The 17,245-nt window shown below is 69.0% G+C and carries 16 protein-coding genes and 1 tRNA gene; 9 read left to right on the top strand and 8 right to left on the bottom strand.

From position 1 onward, the window contains the following. Positions 1-2: 2 nt before the first annotated feature. The 3 genes from ACZ7LU_RS23735 to pknB all read left to right on the top strand — a co-directional run bounded on the left by ACZ7LU_RS23735 (position 3) and on the right by pknB (position 5,110). A complete protein-coding gene (locus ACZ7LU_RS23735; RefSeq protein WP_468562038.1) occupies positions 3-1,421 on the top strand; it encodes an FtsW/RodA/SpoVE family cell cycle protein in 1,419 nt (472 codons plus the stop codon). After that, positions 1,418-2,881: a peptidoglycan D,D-transpeptidase FtsI family protein gene (locus ACZ7LU_RS23730; protein WP_398301893.1), complete on the top strand. Its 1,464-nt coding sequence runs from the start codon at positions 1,418-1,420 to the stop codon at positions 2,879-2,881. Before ACZ7LU_RS23735 ends, ACZ7LU_RS23730 begins: the two co-directional genes overlap by 4 nt. Before the next feature lie 168 nt (positions 2,882-3,049). Beyond that, positions 3,050-5,110: a Stk1 family PASTA domain-containing Ser/Thr kinase gene (gene pknB, locus ACZ7LU_RS23725; RefSeq protein WP_471917931.1), complete on the top strand. Its 2,061-nt coding sequence runs from the start codon at positions 3,050-3,052 to the stop codon at positions 5,108-5,110. A gap of 78 nt (positions 5,111-5,188) precedes the next feature. Here pknB and ACZ7LU_RS23720 read toward each other — a convergent pair whose 3' ends face one another. The 5 genes from ACZ7LU_RS23720 to ACZ7LU_RS23700 form a co-directional block, all read right to left on the bottom strand. Beyond that, positions 5,189-5,935 carry a class E sortase gene (locus ACZ7LU_RS23720; RefSeq protein WP_471917930.1) on the bottom strand — a complete coding sequence of 249 codons (747 nt, stop codon included), beginning with the start codon at positions 5,933-5,935 and terminating at the stop codon, positions 5,189-5,191. Between the two features lie 24 nt (positions 5,936-5,959). Then, on the bottom strand, positions 5,960-7,015 hold the full coding sequence (locus ACZ7LU_RS23715; RefSeq protein ID WP_471917929.1) for a class E sortase: 1,056 nt from the start codon (positions 7,013-7,015) through the stop codon (positions 5,960-5,962). Beyond that, positions 6,946-7,608, bottom strand: coding sequence for an aminodeoxychorismate/anthranilate synthase component II (locus tag ACZ7LU_RS23710; RefSeq protein ID WP_398301887.1), 663 nt, complete (start codon positions 7,606-7,608; stop codon positions 6,946-6,948). The genes ACZ7LU_RS23715 and ACZ7LU_RS23710 overlap by 70 nt, the downstream gene beginning before the upstream one ends. Positions 7,609-7,818: 210 nt before the next feature. Continuing rightward, positions 7,819-8,523: a class E sortase gene (locus ACZ7LU_RS23705; protein WP_471918134.1), complete on the bottom strand. Its 705-nt coding sequence runs from the start codon at positions 8,521-8,523 to the stop codon at positions 7,819-7,821. A gap of 68 nt (positions 8,524-8,591) precedes the next feature. Then, positions 8,592-9,362 (bottom strand): DUF881 domain-containing protein, encoded by a 771-nt coding sequence (locus ACZ7LU_RS23700; protein WP_468092694.1) that lies wholly within the window; start codon positions 9,360-9,362, stop codon positions 8,592-8,594. A 143-nt stretch (positions 9,363-9,505) separates the two neighbouring features. Here ACZ7LU_RS23700 and crgA point away from each other — a divergent pair, with 143 nt between their 5' ends. After that, positions 9,506-9,763: a cell division protein CrgA gene (crgA, locus tag ACZ7LU_RS23695; protein WP_055563960.1), complete on the top strand. Its 258-nt coding sequence runs from the start codon at positions 9,506-9,508 to the stop codon at positions 9,761-9,763. 299 nt (positions 9,764-10,062) lie between these two features. Here crgA and ACZ7LU_RS23690 read toward each other — a convergent pair whose 3' ends face one another. Both ACZ7LU_RS23690 and ACZ7LU_RS23685 read right to left on the bottom strand, forming a co-directional pair. Beyond that, positions 10,063-10,959, bottom strand: a complete 897-nt coding sequence (locus ACZ7LU_RS23690) for a rhomboid family intramembrane serine protease (RefSeq protein ID WP_471917928.1) — start codon at positions 10,957-10,959, stop codon at positions 10,063-10,065. Between the two features lie 135 nt (positions 10,960-11,094). Next, entirely contained in the window at positions 11,095-11,628 is a 534-nt protein-coding gene (locus ACZ7LU_RS23685) for a peptidylprolyl isomerase (protein ID WP_398301881.1), read from the bottom strand. A 354-nt stretch (positions 11,629-11,982) separates the two neighbouring features. Here ACZ7LU_RS23685 and ACZ7LU_RS23680 point away from each other — a divergent pair, with 354 nt between their 5' ends. The 3 genes from ACZ7LU_RS23680 to ACZ7LU_RS23670 all read left to right on the top strand — a co-directional run bounded on the left by ACZ7LU_RS23680 (position 11,983) and on the right by ACZ7LU_RS23670 (position 14,879). Next, a complete protein-coding gene (locus ACZ7LU_RS23680; RefSeq protein ID WP_398302606.1) occupies positions 11,983-12,723 on the top strand; it encodes a DUF5324 family protein in 741 nt (246 codons plus the stop codon). A 171-nt stretch (positions 12,724-12,894) separates the two neighbouring features. Then, positions 12,895-14,373 (top strand): aminotransferase class I/II-fold pyridoxal phosphate-dependent enzyme, encoded by a 1,479-nt coding sequence (locus ACZ7LU_RS23675; RefSeq protein WP_468301645.1) that lies wholly within the window; start codon positions 12,895-12,897, stop codon positions 14,371-14,373. A 2-nt stretch (positions 14,374-14,375) separates the two neighbouring features. Next, positions 14,376-14,879, top strand: coding sequence for a flavin reductase family protein (locus ACZ7LU_RS23670; protein ID WP_468301648.1), 504 nt, complete (start codon positions 14,376-14,378; stop codon positions 14,877-14,879). 83 nt (positions 14,880-14,962) lie between these two features. Here ACZ7LU_RS23670 and ACZ7LU_RS23665 read toward each other — a convergent pair. After that, a tRNA-Ala gene (locus ACZ7LU_RS23665) sits at positions 14,963-15,035 on the bottom strand. A 183-nt stretch (positions 15,036-15,218) separates the two neighbouring features. Here ACZ7LU_RS23665 and ACZ7LU_RS23660 point away from each other — a divergent pair. Next, positions 15,219-15,767 (top strand): helix-turn-helix domain-containing protein, encoded by a 549-nt coding sequence (locus tag ACZ7LU_RS23660; protein ID WP_055527494.1) that lies wholly within the window; start codon positions 15,219-15,221, stop codon positions 15,765-15,767. Positions 15,768-15,818: 51 nt separating this feature from the next. Beyond that, complete coding sequence (locus ACZ7LU_RS23655) at positions 15,819-17,222, top strand: serine/threonine-protein kinase (protein ID WP_468301650.1); 1,404 nt, start codon at positions 15,819-15,821, stop codon at positions 17,220-17,222. The last annotated feature ends 23 nt before the right edge of the window (positions 17,223-17,245 follow it).

Below are 17,245 nucleotides of genomic sequence, written 5' to 3'. Positions count from 1 at the left end.
CCATGAGCAGTACTACACACACGTCGACGATCGGCGCGATCGGAGCGCCGAGCAGGCGCAACACCGAGCTCGCGCTGCTCGCGTTCGCGGTCGTCATCCCGCTGTTCGCCTACATCAACGTAGGCCTGGCGCTCGACGGCAAGCTGCCGTCCGGCATGCTCGGCTACGGCCTCGGGCTCGGGCTCCTCGCCGCGGTGGGCCACATCGTGGTCCGCCGTTTCGCGGCCTACGCCGACCCGCTGCTGCTGCCGCTCGGCACGCTGCTCAACGGCCTCGGCCTGGTCGTCATCTGGCGCCTGGACCAGTCCGAGAAGCTGCAGCGCCTCGGCAAGCTCGCCACGGGTTCGTTCAGCCCGTCGGCGCCGAGGCAGCTGATGTACTCGGCCATCGGCATCGCGCTCTTCGTGGCCGTGCTGATGCTGCTCAAGGACCACCGCGTCCTGCAGCGGTACACGTACATCTCCATGGTCGCCGCGCTCTTCCTGCTGCTCCTGCCGCTCGTCCCCGGCCTCGGCCGGAACGTGTTCGGCGCCAAGATCTGGATCAGCGTCGCCGGCTTCTCCATTCAGCCCGGTGAGTTCGCGAAGATCGTCATCGCCATCTTCTTCGCCGGCTATCTCATGGTGAAGCGCGACGCGCTCGCCCTGGCCAGCCGCCGCTTCATGGGCCTGTACCTGCCGCGCGGACGCGACCTTGGCCCGATCGTCGTCGTCTGGGCGATGTCCATCCTGATCCTGGTCTTCGAGACCGACCTCGGTACGTCGCTGCTGTTCTTCGGCATGTTCGTCGTGATGCTCTACGTCGCCACGGAGCGCACCAGCTGGATCGTGTTCGGTCTGCTGATGTCCGCGGTCGGCGCGGTCGGTGTGGCCACCTTCGAGCCGCACGTGCAGCAGCGTGTGGACGCCTGGCTGAACCCGTTCGCCCCCGAGACCCTGGCGCAGACCGATCAGATCGCCCAGTCCCTGATGGCGTTCGGCTCCGGTGGGGTCCTCGGCACCGGCCTCGGCCAGGGCAACTCCGACCTCATCGGCTTCGCCGCCAACTCCGACTTCATCCTCGCCACCTTCGGCGAGGAGCTCGGTCTGGCCGGCGTCATGGCCATCCTGCTGATCTACGGCCTGATCGTGGAGCGCGGCGTCCGCACGGCGCTCGCCGCCCGCGACCCGTTCGGCAAGCTCCTCGCGATCGGCCTCTCCGGAGCCTTCGCCATCCAGGTCTTCGTCGTCTCCGGCGGTGTCATGGGTCTCATCCCGCTGACCGGTATGACCATGCCGTTCCTCGCGAACGGCGGTTCGTCCGTGATCGCCAACTGGGCCCTGATCGGCATCCTCATCCGGATCAGCGACACCGCGCGCCGCCCGGCCCCGTCCCCCGCCCCGAACCCCGACGCCGAGATGACCCAGGTGGTCCGACCGTGAACAAGCCCCTGCGCCGGATCGCGATCTTCTGCGGGCTGCTCATCCTCGCCCTGCTCGCCCGGGACAACTGGCTCCAGTACGTCCAGGCCGATTCGCTGGCCAAGCATGAGAAGAACCGCCGCGTCACCATCGAGCGCTACTCCCAGCCGCGCGGCGACATCATCGTCGACGGCAAGCCCATCACCGGCTCCAAGGCCACTCCCGACAGTGACCTGAAGTACAAGCGCACCTGGAAGGACGGGCCCATGTGGGCGCCCGTCACCGGTTACTCCTCGCAGCGCATCGGCGCCAGCCAGCTGGAGAGCATCGACGACGGCATCCTCACCGGCAACGACGACCGGCTCTTCTTCCGCCGCACGCTCGACATGCTGACCGGCGAGAAGAAGGAGGGCGGCAATGTCGTCACGACCCTCAACTCCGCCGCGCAGAAGGCCGCGTACGACGGCCTGAAGGGCCGCGGCAAGGGCGCCGTCGCCGCGATCGACCCGTCGACGGGCGCGATCCTGGCCCTCGCCTCCACGCCGTCGTACGACCCGGGTGACTTCGCGGGCAACACCAACGAAGAGGCCCAGAAGTTCATCGACCTCGACAAGGACAAGGACAAGCCGCTGGTCAACCGCGCGCTGCGCGAGACCTACCCGCCCGGCTCCACCTTCAAGGTGGTCACGGCGGCGGCAGCCCTGGAGCACGGCCTGTACAACAGCATCGACGAGAAGACGGACTCGCCGCTGCCGTGGACCATGCCGAACACCACGACCCCGCTGAAGAACGAGAACAACATCCCCTGCAAGAACGTCTCGCTGCGTGAGGCGCTGCGCATCTCCTGCAACACCGTCTTCGGCAAGATCGGTTCCGATCTCGGCAAGGACAAGATGCTGGAGACGGCCAAGAAGTTCGGCTTCAACTCCCAGCAGTTCGTCCCCGTCCGGTCGAACGCCTCCAACTTCCCCGAGGAGATGGACAAGCCGCAGACCGCGCTGTCCTCCATCGGCCAGTTCGAGACCGCCACGACGCCCCTGCAGATGGCCATGGTCACCGCGGCGATCGCCAACGACGGCACGCTCATGGAGCCGTACATGGTCAGCGAGCTGCAGGCGCGCAACCTCGACGTCATCGAGAAGCACTCGCCCAAGGAGATGAGCGAGCCCCTCTCGAAGGAGAACGCCCAGAAGCTCCAGGAAATGATGGAGACGGTCGTCAAGACGGGCACCGGAACCAAGGCGCAGATCCCCGGCGTCACCGTCGGAGGCAAGACGGGTACGGCGCAGCACGGCGTCGCGAACAGCGAGAACCCGTACGCCTGGTTCATCTCGTACGCGAAGACGGACTCCGGTTCGCCGGTCGCCGTCGCCGTGGTGGTCGAGGACAGCGACGCCGACCGCGGAGACATCTCCGGTGGTGGCCTCGCGGCGCCCATCGCCAAGGACGTGATGAAGGCAGTCATCGAAAGCAAGAAGTGACCCCCGTCACGGCCCCTCCACATCGGTGCACGTTGCGGTACCGGTCCGGTATCGGGTGACGGTCGCGGCCGGGTCACGCAAGTGGAGCCGGGTACCGTATGCCCGGACAGCACACCGCCGGACCACACAACGGTGCGGTCGGGACCGACGGAGAGGGCTGGAATAGCTATGGAAGAGCCGCGTCGCCTCGGCGGCCGGTACGAGCTGGGCCAGGTGCTCGGCCGTGGTGGGATGGCGGAGGTCTACCTCGCGCACGACACCCGCCTCGGTCGCACCGTGGCGGTGAAGACGCTGCGAGTCGACCTCGCCCGCGACCCGTCGTTCCAGGCCCGGTTCCGCCGTGAGGCCCAGTCTGCCGCCTCGCTCAACCACCCGGCGATCGTCGCGGTCTACGACACCGGCGAGGACTACGTCGACGGGGTCTCCATCCCGTACATCGTGATGGAGTACGTCGACGGTTCCACCCTGCGCGAGCTCCTGCACTCCGGCCGCAAGCTGCTGCCCGAGCGTGCCATGGAGATGACGATCGGCATCCTCCAGGCCCTGGAGTACTCGCACCGCAACGGCATCGTGCACCGCGACATCAAGCCGGCGAACGTCATGCTGACGCGCAACGGCCAGGTCAAGGTCATGGACTTCGGCATCGCCCGCGCCATGGGCGAGTCCGGCATGACGATGACGCAGACCGCCGCGGTCATCGGCACGGCGCAGTATCTCTCGCCGGAGCAGGCCAAGGGCGAGCAGGTCGACGCCCGCTCGGACCTCTACTCCACCGGCTGTCTCCTCTACGAGCTGCTCACGGTCCGGCCGCCCTTCGTGGGCGACTCCCCGGTCGCCGTGGCCTATCAGCACGTGCGGGAAGAGCCGCAGGCCCCGAGCGTCTTCGACAACGAGATCACGCCCGAGATGGACGCGATCGTCCTCAAGGCGCTCACGAAGGACCCGGACTACCGCTACCAGTCGGCCGACGAGATGCGCGCCGACATCGAGGCCTGCCTCGACGGCCAGCCCGTCGCGGCCACCGCCGCCATGGGCGCGGTCGGCTACGGCGGGGCCGACGGCTATGGGGCCGACCAGCAGACCGCGATGCTCCGCCCGCAGAACGGCGGCGGCCAGACGTCGATGATGCCGCCGGTCAACCCGGACGACGGGGGCTACGGCTACGACGAGGGCCGCGGCCGCCGCCAGAAGAAGAGCAACACGTCGACGTGGCTGCTCGTCATCGCCGGCATCCTGGTCCTGGTCGGCGCGATCCTCATCGGCAAGTACACGTTCGGCGGGGACGGCGGGGGCGACGGGACCATCAAGGCCCCGAAGCTCATCGGCGAGACCGAGGCCGAGGCGAAGCGGTCCGCGAAGAACGTCGGCCTCGAGTTGGAGGTCGGCGACCGCAAGGCGTGCGCGAAGTACCCGAAGGGTGAGGTCTGCTCGCAGGACCCGGGGGTGAACGCCGACGTCAAGAAGGGCGACACCATCACGGTGACCGTCTCGACGGGCACGCCGAAGATCGCCGTTCCGGACGTCCAGGGCCTGAGCTTCGAAGAAGCCAAGAGCCAGCTCGAGGGCAAGGGCTTCACGAACATCAAGAAGGAACTGCAGGAGTCCGAGCGGTCCGCCGGCACGGTCATCGGCCAGGACCCGAAGGGCGACAGCAAGGCGGAGAAGAGCGAGACCATCACGCTCACCGTCGCCCAGGAGAAGAAGCTGGTCAGCGTCCCCGACGTGACCGGCCTCGACTACGCGGCCGCCGAGAAGCAGATCAAGGCGAACGGCTTCACGGCCGCCCGCCAGGACGTCGCCAGCGAGGACGTCGACGCGGGCAAGGTCATCAAGACCACGCCCGCCGCCGGCACGCAGGCCGAGCCCGGCTCCACGGTCAACGTCCAGGTCGCCAAGGAGGCCGAGGAGGCCACCGTGCCGCCTCTGACCGGCCAGAAGCTGAAGGACGCCCGCAAGGCCATCGAGGACGCGGGGCTGACGGTCGGCTCCATCTCGGGGCCGCAGGACGACGACGCCCTCGTGGTCCTCTCCACGCCGAACGCCGGTGAGAAGGCGGAGCCGGGCACCGCGGTCAACCTGACCACCGCGGGCGGCGGCGGAGGCAACGGAAACGGCGACAACGGCGGCGGGGACGGTGGATTCGGCGACATCATCGGCGGCATGTCGGACCGGGACAACCGCGATCACCGCGGCCACCGGGACGACTGGGGCGACCCCTTCAGGGACTGACCCCGGCTGAGCAGCAACACGCAGGAGCCCCGGTACCGTTCAGCGGTACCGGGGCTCTTTTGTGTGCGCGGGGCGGGACTACTTCAGCTCCGCCGGCGGCGTCCGCTTGCTGTCGACCTTCTCGACCCGCTCCAACTCGCCCCACACGACGTACCGGTGGCGCGACGTGTACACCGGCGTGCAGGTCGTCAGCGTGATGTAGCGGCCCGCCTTCTTCGCGCCCGACTCCTTCGGGATCGGGTCGAGGACCTTCACGTTGTACTTCGAGGTCTCGGGCAGCGTCGCGTACACCTTGTAGACGTACCACTTGTCCCGGGACTCGAAGACGATCGCGTCGCCCTTCTTGATCTTGTCGATCTTGTGGAACTTCGCGCCGTGGCCGTCGCGGTGCGCGGCCAGCGAGAAGTTGCCCTTCTTGTCCTGGGGGAGGGCCGACTTGACCGGCTTCTTGTAGTAGCCCGCGATGCCGTCGTTGAGGAGCTCGCTGCTGGTGCCCGCCTTGACGAGGATCTCGCCGTCGCCCATCGCGGGTACGTGGAGGAAGCCGATGCCGTCCTTGGTGTCGAGGCCGCCAGGGCCGCGGCCCTCCGCCCAGTGGTCGCGTACCTGATCGCCCTGCCGGTGCGCCTCGCGGTCCGCTATGACGTTCGTCCACCAGAGCGAGTAGGCGACGAACAGGCCGAGTACGAGGCCCGCGGTGATGAGGAGTTCGCCGAAGATGCTGACCGCCGTGGCGATCGGGCCGCGGCCGCGCCGCCGGGGTGCGGGAGCGGGAGAGGAGGCCGGCGCCTCGGCCTGCTTCTCGTCGTCGGTCGTGGCTGCCACTGGATCTGCCCCGTTCTCACCGTTCTAGTTCACGAGCGCGCTCGGTTTTCCCTTGTCGCGCGGTCGTTCCTCGACCATCTTGCCCCAGACGATCATTCGATACTTACTCGTGAATTCCGGGGTACAGGTGGTCAGTGTGATGTACCGACCGGGTTTGGTGAAGCCCGAACCCGGCGGAACGGGCCCGATCACGCTCGTGTTGCTGGGCATGGTCTGCGGCAGGATGCTCGCCATCTTGTAGACGAAGTACTTGTCCTGCGTCTCCACGACGATGGGGTCGCCCGGCTCCAGCCGGTTGATGTAGCGGAACGGCTCACCGTGCGTGTTGCGGTGGCCCGCCACCGCGAAGTTGCCCGTCTTGGCGTCCGGCATCGCGGTCTTGGTCGCGCCCTCGTTGTAGTGCCCGACCATGCCGCGGTCGAGGACCTTCTGCTTGTCGATGCCCTCGGCGACCGGCACGACGACGTCGAGACGCGGAATGTGCAGCAGCGCGAAGCCCTGCCCCGGCTCGAAGGTCCCGGGCTTGCCCTCGCCCTTGGCCCAGCTCTCCTGGAGGTCGTGCTTGGCGCCGTCCGCCTGCTGTTGGGCACGGATGTTCGTCCACCACAGCTGGTACGTGACGAACAGGAGCATCAGGACGCCGACGGTGATGAAGACCTCGCCGAGCCCCCGGCTGATCACCGCTCCCGGCGACGGCCTGCGGGCACGCTCCGCGCGCCGGGCCTCGACCCGCGTGAGGGGTACGCCCGGGCGGGGCTCCACGGGGCGCGTGGCCCCCTTCTTGGCGGCCTTGCGGCGCGCGGCCCTGCCCTCTGTGGGGAGGCCGGGGCCCGGTGGTTCCGCTATTCGCCGCGTGTCGGCGGTCCGCAGCCCGATCGTCTCGTCGTCCCGGACCGGCTCGTACGGGGGCGGCGTGGGCTCCGGCGGCGCGCTGCGGAACCACGGAGACGGGTGCTCCCCCGGGGGCTGATACGAGCCTCCGGAGGAGCCGCGCTCGGGGCCCGGCGCCGTCACGCCGTGGCCCTGCCCACCACCGGGGCGAGCCCGCTCGATCGGGCGACGGCGCCGGTGTCGCCGCACTCCGCCAGCCAGTTGGCGAGCATGAGGTGGCCGTGCTCGGTGAGGACCGACTCGGGATGGAACTGCACGCCTTCGACGGCGTGTTCACGGTGGCGCAGCCCCATGATGATGCCGTCCTCCGTACGCGCGGTGACCTCGAGCTCCGCCGGTACGGTGGCGGGCTCGGCGGCCAGCGAGTGGTAGCGGGTCGCCGTGAACGGGGACGGCAGGCCCGCGAAGACTCCCTTGCCCTCGTGACGGACGGACGAGGTCTTGCCGTGCAGGAGCTCCGGGGCGCGGTCCACCACGCCGCCGTACGCCACCGCCATGGACTGCATGCCGAGGCAGACCCCGAAGACGGGCACGCCTGTGGCGGCGCAGTGCCGCACCATCTCGACGCAGACGCCCGCCTGTTCCGGGGTGCCGGGGCCCGGCGACAGCAGCACGCCGTCGAAACCGTCCTGCGCGTGCCGCAGCTCGACCTCGTCGTTGCGCAGCACCTCGCACTCGGCACCCAGCTGGTAGAGGTACTGGACGAGGTTGAAGACGAAGCTGTCGTAGTTGTCGACCACGAGGATGCGGCTGCGGCTGCGGGCGCCGCCGGCGGTGCTCACTGGCCGTCCACGGTGACGTCGTTGAAGGGCAGCAGCGGCTCCGCCCACGGGAAGACGTACTGGAACAGGACATAGACCACCGCGAGGACGAGCACCAGGGAAATCAGTGCTCTCACCCATGCGTTTCCCGGCAGATGCCGCCAGATCCAGCCGTACATGCCGTCCCTTCCGTCGCGTACGACCCGGCCTCCCGCGTCGTACCGCACCAGACTAACGGCGCAGTGCCTCCGGTTTCCCTGCCTCCACGGGCTGGGTCGCGTCCAGATGCGCCCAGGCGATCAGCCGGTGGCTGTGGCCCCACTCTGGTTCACAGGTCGTAAGCGTGAGGTAACGGCCCGGGCCGTCGTAGCCGGACTTGCGCGGCACGGGGTCGATCACGTCGATGTCGCCGGGGAGCGTCTTGTAGGGCTTCTTGTCGATGCGGTACGTGAACCACGTCGCGCCGTCGGTCAGGACGACGGCGTCACCGGGGCGCAGTTTCGGGAAGTCCTTGAAGGGGTCGCCGTAGGTGCGGCGGTGGCCCGCGACGGCGAAGTTGCCCTTCTGGCCGAGCCGGGCGGTGGAGGCGTAGTGGCCGAGGCCCTTCTTGAGGACGTCGGTGCCGGTGCCGTGGAGCACGGGCTTGTTCCACGTGAAACCGAAGCGCGGGATGTACATGACGGCGAAGGCTTTGCCGTTCTTGTAGGGGCCGGGCGGCTGCGGCGATGTCTCGGTCGGCTTCTCGTCCGTTCCCGCCGAGTCCGTCCCCGCCGAGACCGCGCCCTGGGCCCATCGGTCCTGCAGCTCGTCGATCTGGCTGTCCATCGCGTTGTCGGCCTTCACGCCGGTCCAGAACAGGACGTACGCGACGAAGAGCACGATCAACGTGCCGACGGTGATGCACAGTTCGCTGAACGTCCTGACCAGCACACGCACGGACACAGGACCCCCCAGAGGCGGCTACTCCACAGTCGATCCGCAGTTGTCCCGCGGTCATCCCGCGGTCATTCCACCGGCTTCGCGTGGTGGAGATCCACTGTGCCCGAATAGCCGGGAAGAGTCACCGCCCCGTCGTCGTCCACTTTCCAGCCGAGTCCGTACGCGTTGACGTACAGCATGTAGTTCTGGATCTCGGGGGACGCCGAGAGGGCGGTCCTGAGCTTGTCGGGGTCGCCGACAGCCGTCACCTTGTACGGCGGGGAGTAGACGCGGCCCTGGAGGATCAGGGTGTTGCCGACGCAGCGCACGGCGCTCGTGGAGATCAGGCGCTGGTCCATGACCTTGATGCCCTCGGCGCCGCCCTGCCAGAGCGCGTTGACCACGGCCTGGAGGTCCTGCTGGTGGATGACCAGGTCGTTGGGCTGGGGCTCGGGGTAGCCGGGGAGCTTGGCGGTGGCGTCGGGCGGGGCGTCGGCGAGGGTGACGGTGATCGCCTTGCCGCTGAGCTTCTTGGTGCCGGCGTTCTTCTCGAGCGCCTTGAGCCGGGCGCCGTCCGCCTTGGTGCCGCCACCGTCGCGCTCGGCGAGCGATTCGACGTCGTCGCGGAGGGCGCCGTTGGACTCGTCGAGCTTGCCGTTCTTGTGGCTGCGCTCCTGAATGAGGTCGGAGAGTTTCAGCAGGGACGCGTCGGTACGGATGTTGGTGCCCTTGGCCGTGTTGAAACTGGTGAAGAAGATCAGCCCGGCGAGTGCGAAAACAGCACCCGTAAGCACCCGAACCGGACGCCATCGGGGGCGACGACCGGCACCTTTGTGAGGGTCGGCAGAATTGCTCAACGTACCCTTATCTCCTTCAGCGCCTTGGAAGCACTACGCTAACGGACGCCCGGGGGAGGCTTCAGCTCCTTAGTAGTGCCCCGCCAGGCGCCAGACCACAGTTACCTGCGCGGCCACGCAGCGCATCGACAGGAGAGACCCTCGTGCCGAAGTCACGTATCCGCAAGAAGGCAGACGACTACACTCCGCCGCCCGCCAAGAAGGCGACGAACATCAAGCTGACGAATCGCAGCTGGGTGGCTCCGGTGATGCTGGCGATGTTCCTCATCGGGCTCGCCTGGATCGTCGTCTTCTACGTCACGGACGGCAAGCTGCCGATCGACCCGCTGGGCAACTGGAACATCGTGGTCGGCTTCGGCTTCATCGCGGCCGGATTCGGCGTCTCCACTCAGTGGAAGTAGCTCGCCGGTCGGTGGAAGCGGCCCGCCGGTCGGTGGAAGCAGCCCGCCGGACGGCGGAAGCAGCTCGCCAGAAGCAAGCCCTGCCCTGAGTTATCCACAGCGCTATCCACATGAGTGGAAAAAGGCTGAAGATCTGTGGATAACCCTCAGCCGGTTGACGCCGGTGTGACTGACCCACCGGGTCTCTCTCCTCGCCCGCCCCTTGTCCTTCCTGGGAAAACCCAGGTCAGCGACAAGGGGCACGGTTGTTCCCCACAGCATGCACAAGATCCGGCACACGCTGTGGACAACCCGGTACGTCAGGTGAGCTCCGCGGTCCGAACGAGGACCATGACCACCGTCGCGACGAGCACCAGCGCACAGCTGCCGTACTGGATGAGGTTCCGCCGCTCGCGGGGCGCGTGGACCATCGCGTACCCGACGATGACGCCGCCGACGAGCCCGCCGACGTGGGCCTGCCAGGCGATGTTGGGCCACCAGAAGGTGATCACCATGTTGATCGCAAGGAGGGCGAGGACCGGCCGCATGTCGTAGTTCAGGCGCCGCATCAGGATGGCGGTCGCGCCGAACAGGCCGAAGATCGCTCCGGAGGCCCCCACCGAGGGGCGGAACGGCTCTTCCAGGAGATACGTCAGCGCGCTGCCCGCGAGGCCCGAGACCACGTAGAGCGCGAGGTAGCGAACGCGGCCGAGGGCGGCTTCGAGCGGGCCCCCGATCCACCACAGGCTGAGCATGTTGAAGGCGATGTGCATGACGCTGCTGTGCAGGAACATCGCCGTCACCAGGCGGTACCACTGCCCTTCGGCGACACCCTCGACCGTGCCGAACTCCGGCACGAAGGCCCGTCCCAGCAGATCGAACCGGTCGGTGAAGCGATCCCCGACCACGAACTGCACCAGGAACAGGGCGAGATTCAGCCCGACCAGGATCTTGGTGACCAGGCGCGGGTCGGCGGTGACGGCGCCGCCCGCGACCGTACGCGGCTGGGTGGCCGTGGGCGCGTGACCGGTGCCGGAGCCGGTGCGGACGCATTCGGGGCACTGGAAGCCGACCGAGGCACTGATCATGCACTCGGGGCAGATGGGGCGCTCGCAGCGCGTGCAGGTGATACCGGTCTCACGGTCCGGATGCCGGTAGCAGCCGGGGAGGCCCGACGCGCCCTGTGGCTCCTGCGGGCTGCCTGGCGCCTGGTCCATGGGGTCCCCTCAATCTCCGTACGAAGGCACTGTGACGGCACACGTGGCAACGCGCCGCCCCGCCCTTCCTTACGGATGGGCGGGGCGGTTTGGTTCCCTCGCGTATACGCGTACGCGCGGGTCAGGCGTCGTGGGTCAGGCGTCGCGGGTCTCGATGACCACGGACTCGATGACCACGTCGTTGACCGGGCGGTCGGTGCGCGGGTTGGTCTGGGTGGCCGCGATGGCGTCCACGACCTTCTTGCCAGCGTCGTTGGCGACCTCGCCGAAGATGGTGTGCTTGCGGGTCAGCCACGCCGTCGGCGCGACAGTCACGAAGAACTGCGAGCCGTTGGTGCCCGGACCGGCGTTGGCCATCGCCAGCAGGTAGGGCTTGTCGAAGGCGAGGTCGGGGTGGAACTCGTCCTCGAACTCGTAGCCCGGGCCGCCCGTGCCGTTGCCCAGCGGGTCACCGCCCTGGATCATGAAGCCGCTGATCACGCGGTGGAAGACCGTGCCGTCGTACAGACGGTCCTTCGTCTTCTTGCCGGTCTGCGGGTGAACCCACTCGCGCTCGCCCTGAGCGAGCTCAACAAAGTTCTTGACCGTCTTGGGCGCGTGATTCGGCAGAAGCCGGACCTCGATGTCGCCCTGGTTGGTCTTCAGGGTGGCGTAAAGCTGCTCAGCCACGATCTGCCTTCCGTTGTCTTCTGTGACACCCCGATCCTCGCACGGACCGGATTGGGACGAGTAGCCACCGACTGGGCGCGCGCCGAAGCGATCCATGGCATTGTCGGCCGGGAGCTCTTCTTGCACCAATTGGATCGAATTGAACGGAACGGGCCGACTGATCACCTGAACAGAGATCCTTTCCCTGTGCAGAGACTGGATCGGAGCCGGATGGGAACCGCTTCAGAGATTGGCCGGCGTCAGCTCCCGTGACCCGGATGCCCGCCCTCGCATGCCTTGGAACGATCCGGAAGGCATGATCGCTGAAAGGGTGGAAAGGTGACATACCTATACGCCACCGAGGAGGAGGATCCCGTGACCCGCATCGACAGCGTGCGCGCCGCCACCGGCTCTGCCAAGGACAGCGTGCGTCACGCCGCGGACGCGGTGGCGCCTTACGCCGACACGGCCAAGGACCGGGCCACCCACTACGCCCACGAAGCGCGCGTACGGCTCGCACCCAAGGTGTCGCTCGCCGCCCAGCAGGCCGCTGAGCAAGCCCGTGTGGCCGCCGAGCAAGCCCGTGTCCAGTACAGCGCCCACGTCGCACCCCGTGTCGAGCAGGCCCGCACGCATGTGCCGCCGAAGGTCGACCACGCAGCGCACGAAGCCGCCGTCCGCACCCGCAAGGCTGCCCGTCAGGCCGCCGACTACTCCAGGCCCCGCATCGAGCAGGCGGTCGCCGTCGCACAGCCCGTGCGCGAAGAGGCCGCGTCCCGTGGCACGGCGGCACTCGCCGCGCTGCGCGGGCAGGTCTCGGCGAAGGAGATCCAGCGCCTGGCCCGCAAGCACCAGCGCCGCGCCAAGGCGGGCCGTCTCGCCAAGAGGCTCGCCGTGGTCGGCATCCTCGCGGGCGGCGCGGTGGCCGCCTGGAAGTGGTGGGACAAGCAGGCCAACCCGGACTGGCTGGTCGAGCCGCCCGCGGCCACCGAGGTCCCTGACAGCACGCCGCTGACCTCCGTCGACGGCAGCGGTCAGGCGGCCCTGGACCCGGAGGTGCAGGCCAAGCAGGCCGAGGCGGAGGCCGACAGCACGGACGGGGACAAGCGGAGCTGACGCCGCGGTCCCGTACGCGGTAGGACGCCGTGGGGCGGGGGCCGTCCGGTCTCCCGCCCCGCCGGTGTTTCACGTGAAACAACGCCCCGGGGCCGCACTCCGGCCCACTCCGCCCCGCGCCACCCGCGCAGACGCGGGTTGGTGCCCGCCGAAACGGGAACTGCACCTGGCATGGCTGCGAACGAAAGCTTGAACCACGACGAGGCCCCCGTACTGGAGGCCCTGGAGCGGTACCACGAAGCCGACGAGCTCGCCTTCACGCCGCCCGGCCACAAGCAGGCCCGCGGCGCGGACCCACGGGTCACCAAGGTGCTCGGAGAAGCGGTGTTCCTCGGCGACGTGCTCGCCAGTGGCGGGCTCGACGACCGACTGACCCGCCAGCAGATCCTGGAACGCGCCCAACGGTTGATGGCCGACGCCGTGCACGCCGAGCACACCTACTTCTCCACGTGCGGCAGCTCCCTGTCGGTCAAGGCGGCCATGCTGACGGTGACTGCTCCGCACCGCCGTCTCCTGGTCGGCCGTGACGCCCACAAGTCCGTCATCGCGGGCCTGATCCTGTCGGGCGTCGAGCCCGTCTGGGTGAGCCCCGCCTGGGACCCGGAGCGGCACCTCGCCCACCCGCCGACGGCCGAGTCGTTCGAGGAAGCCTTCGAGGCCCACCCCGACGCCGACGGCGCCCTGGTCACCAGCCCCACGCCCTACGGCTCGACCGCCGACCTGAACGGCATCGCCGAGGTGTGCCACCGGCGCGGCAAGCCCCTCATCGTCGACGAGGCCTGGGGCGCCCACCTGCCCTTCCACGACGAACTGCCGACCTGGGCGATGGACGCGGGCGCGGACATCTGCGTCACCAGCGTCCACAAGATGGGCAGCGGCCTGGAACAGGGCTCGGTCTTCCACCTCCAGGGCGACCTCATCGACCCCGCCGTCCTCGCCTCCCGGGCCGACCTGCTGGGCACCACCAGCCCCTCCGTCCTGCTCTACGCGGGGCTCGACGGCTGGCGCCGCCAGATGGTCCAGCAGGGCAAGCAGCTCCTCGACGACGCCCTGCGCCTGGCCGCCGACACTCGTGCGGCGATCAGTGACATCGACGGTCTGCACGTCGACGGAGCCCAGGACTACTGCGGTCCCGGTCGGGCGGCCGATCTCGACCCCCTGCCCATCGTGATCGACCTCTCCGCGCTGGGGACCACCGGTTACCGCGCCGCCGACTGGCTGCGCACCCGGCACCACATCGACATGCACCTCTTCGACCACCGCAGGATCAGCGCCCAGCTGACCTACGCCGATGACGCGTCCTCCGTCGCGCGCCTCCTGGACGCGCTGCGCGACCTCTCCCGGCACGCCGCCGACCTGACCGACGCACCAGGGGTCGACGTCCCCGACCCCGACGAGCTGCGGATGAAGCAGGCCTCGCTGCCGCGCGACGCATACTTCGCCGACCTCGAGGACGTGCCCGTGGAGGAGGCGACGGGACGCATCGCCGCAGAGATGATCACGCCGTACCCGCCCGGGATTCCCGTGGTCCTGCCCGGCGAGCGCCTGACGGAACCCGTCCTGAACTACCTGCGCTCGGGCGTACGAGCGGGCATGAACCTCCCGGACGCCGCCGACAGCTCGCTGACCACCGTCCGCGTCACCGCCTGACCATGGGCACGGACCAGGACATCTCGGCGTTCACCGGGCTCACGAACCCTGCCATGTACGTGGTCACCGCGGTGGCGGACGGGCAGCGCGCGGGCTGCCTGGTCGGCTTCGCGAGCCAGTGCTCCCTTCAGCCGGCCCGTTTCGCCGTGTGGCTCTCCAAGGCCAACCACACCTACCGTCTCGCCCGGTCGGCACGCACCCTCGCGGTCCACCTGCTGCCCCGGCACCGGCACGACCTCGCGGAGCGGTTCGGGTCCCTCTGCAGCGACCGGACGGACAAGTTCTCCGACGTGGACTGGCACGAGGGACCGGACGGAACCGTGATCCTCTCCGATGCCCTCGCCTGGTTCGTCGGACGCGTCCACGACCGGTTCGACGGCGGCGACCACGTAGCTTTCGTGCTCGACCCGATCGCCGCCCACGCCACGACCGGCACCGACGAACAGCTGCCGCCCCCGTTCGTCCTGAACGACGCGAGCGACATCACCGCCGGCCACCCGGCCTGACGCCCACCCGCCCCGCCCCGCACCCCGTACGCAAAAAGCCCCTCTGACCGGTGTTTCCACAGGTCAGAGGGGCTTTACGGCTGTGGAGCCTAGGGGAGTCGAACCCCTGACATCTGCCATGCAAAGACAGCGCTCTACCAACTGAGCTAAGGCCCCGCGAGAGATGCATCGAACCGGAGGAACCACGTCCCGGCGTGCATCGCAGACCAGAGTACCGGGTCACCCCCCCGATCTCGCAAAAGGATTGGGACTCCCGGTCCACGACCACGCTCCGTAAGATGCACGACGTGGTTCGCGGCAGCGAACCGCGGTCTTAGGGGAAGCGATGGGGAGACGCACATGGACGCCGCACAGCAGGACACCACCGCGAGAGCACGAGAGCTCCAGCGGAACTGGTACGGGGAGCCGCTGGGAGCGCTCTTCCGCCGCCTCATCGACGATCTGGGACTGAACCAGGCACGCCTCGCCGGAGTCCTCGGCCTGTCCGCGCCCATGCTGTCCCAGCTGATGAGCGGCCAGCGCGCCAAGATCGGCAACCCCGCCGTCGTCCAGCGCGTCCAGCTCCTCCAGGAACTGGCGGGCCAGGTCGCGGACGGCAGCGTCAGCGCCGCCGAGGCCACCGACCGCATGGACGAGATCAAGAAGTCCCAGGGCGGCTCCGTCCTCACCAACACCGCGCAGACGGCGACCAGTTCGGGCGCCCCCACGGTGAAGCGCGTGGTGCGCGAGATCCAGTCACTGCTGCGCTCCGTCGCCGCGGCCGGCGACATCATCGATGCCGCCGACTCCCTCGCCCCGACCCACCCGGAACTGGCAGAGTTCCTCCGGGTGTACGGCGCCGGGCGCACCGCGGACGCGGTCGCCCACTACGAGGCGCACCAGAGCTGAGCCGTCGACCGGGCCGCCGCGCGCGGCCCGGAAGGGGAGCGGAGCGCGACCATGGGTGAGGTCTTCGCCGGCCGGTACGAACTGGTCGACCCGATCGGACGCGGGGGAGTCGGAGCGGTCTGGCGCGCCTGGGACCACCGGCGACACCGGTACGTGGCCGCCAAGGTCCTGCAACAGAGCGACGCACACTCCCTGTTGAGATTCGTACGGGAGCAGGCCCTGCGGATCGACCACCCGCATGTGCTCGCGCCCGCCAGCTGGGCCGCCGACGACGACAAGGTCCTGTTCACCATGGACCTGATCGGCGGCGGCTCACTGGCGCACGTGATCGGGGACTACGGCCCACTGCCGCCCCGCTTCGTCTGCGCCCTCCTCGACCAACTCCTCTCCGGCCTCGCGGCCGTCCACGCCGAAGGCGTCGTCCACCGCGACATCAAGCCCGCCAACATCCTGCTGGAAGCCACCGGCGCCGGACGCCCGCATCTGCGCCTGTCCGACTTCGGCATCTCGATGCGCAAGGGCGAGCCACGGCTGACCGAGACCGACTACGTGGTGGGGACGCCCGGCTACTTCGCCCCCGAGCAGATGCTGGGCGCCGAACCGGACTTCACCGCCGACCTCTTCGCCGTCGGCCTGGTCGCCCTGTACCTCCTGGAAGGCGCCAAGCCGGACGCCAAAACGCTGATCGAGTACTTCGCCGAACACGGCACGCCGCAGGCCCCGCAGGGCGTGCCCGAGCCCCTCTGGCAGGTCATCGCCACCCTTCTCCAACCGAATCCCCAGGCGCGCTTCCGGACCGCCACGGGGGCGCGCAAGGCGCTGGCATCGGCCGTGGAGATGCTGCCCGAGCCGGGCCCGGACGACGAACTCATCGAGATCTTCGATCAACTCCCTCCTCTGCCCACGGGTTTCGGCCCCGAGGGTCCTCTCACTGCCACACCGCGCCCGGGCTCCGCACCTCGCCATGCGCGCCCCACGCCCGGGACCCGGGCACCTGGCACGGCCTCGACACCGCCGTCGCCGCCTCCGCCTGCACCTGCACCAGCGCCTCCGACGCGGACCCCGCCACCGATTCCGACCTCCACTCCGACTCCGACCCCCACTCCGGCTCCGGGCCCGCCTCCCGCCTCGGCCCCCGAGCCAACGCCAGGTCGGCTGCAACCTCCCTTGCCGTCCACTCCCCCCACTCCGATGCCCCTACAGGCACCGACACCTGCACCCGATCTCACCGTCACGTCCTCGGCGCCGCGCGCTCACGCTCACGCCTCTACTTATCCATACACCGCTCACGCCGCCCAGGTTCCACCCCCGAACCACCCAATTCCCCAGCCCCAATCCGCGGCTTCCTCCACTCTGCCGAGGCGCCCTGGGCCGCCCGCGAAGGTAGCGGTGCCGATGCTGCTCATAGCGCTGGCCTGCCTCACGGTCGGCGTCTGGGCACTCACGCAGCTTTGACGAACGAGGCGAGGCCCGGCGAC

This window comes from Streptomyces sp. NPDC039462 (assembly GCF_055639375.1).
Note: the sequence above shows the minus strand (reverse complement) of the source record. Positions and strands in the feature narration are given on the sequence as shown.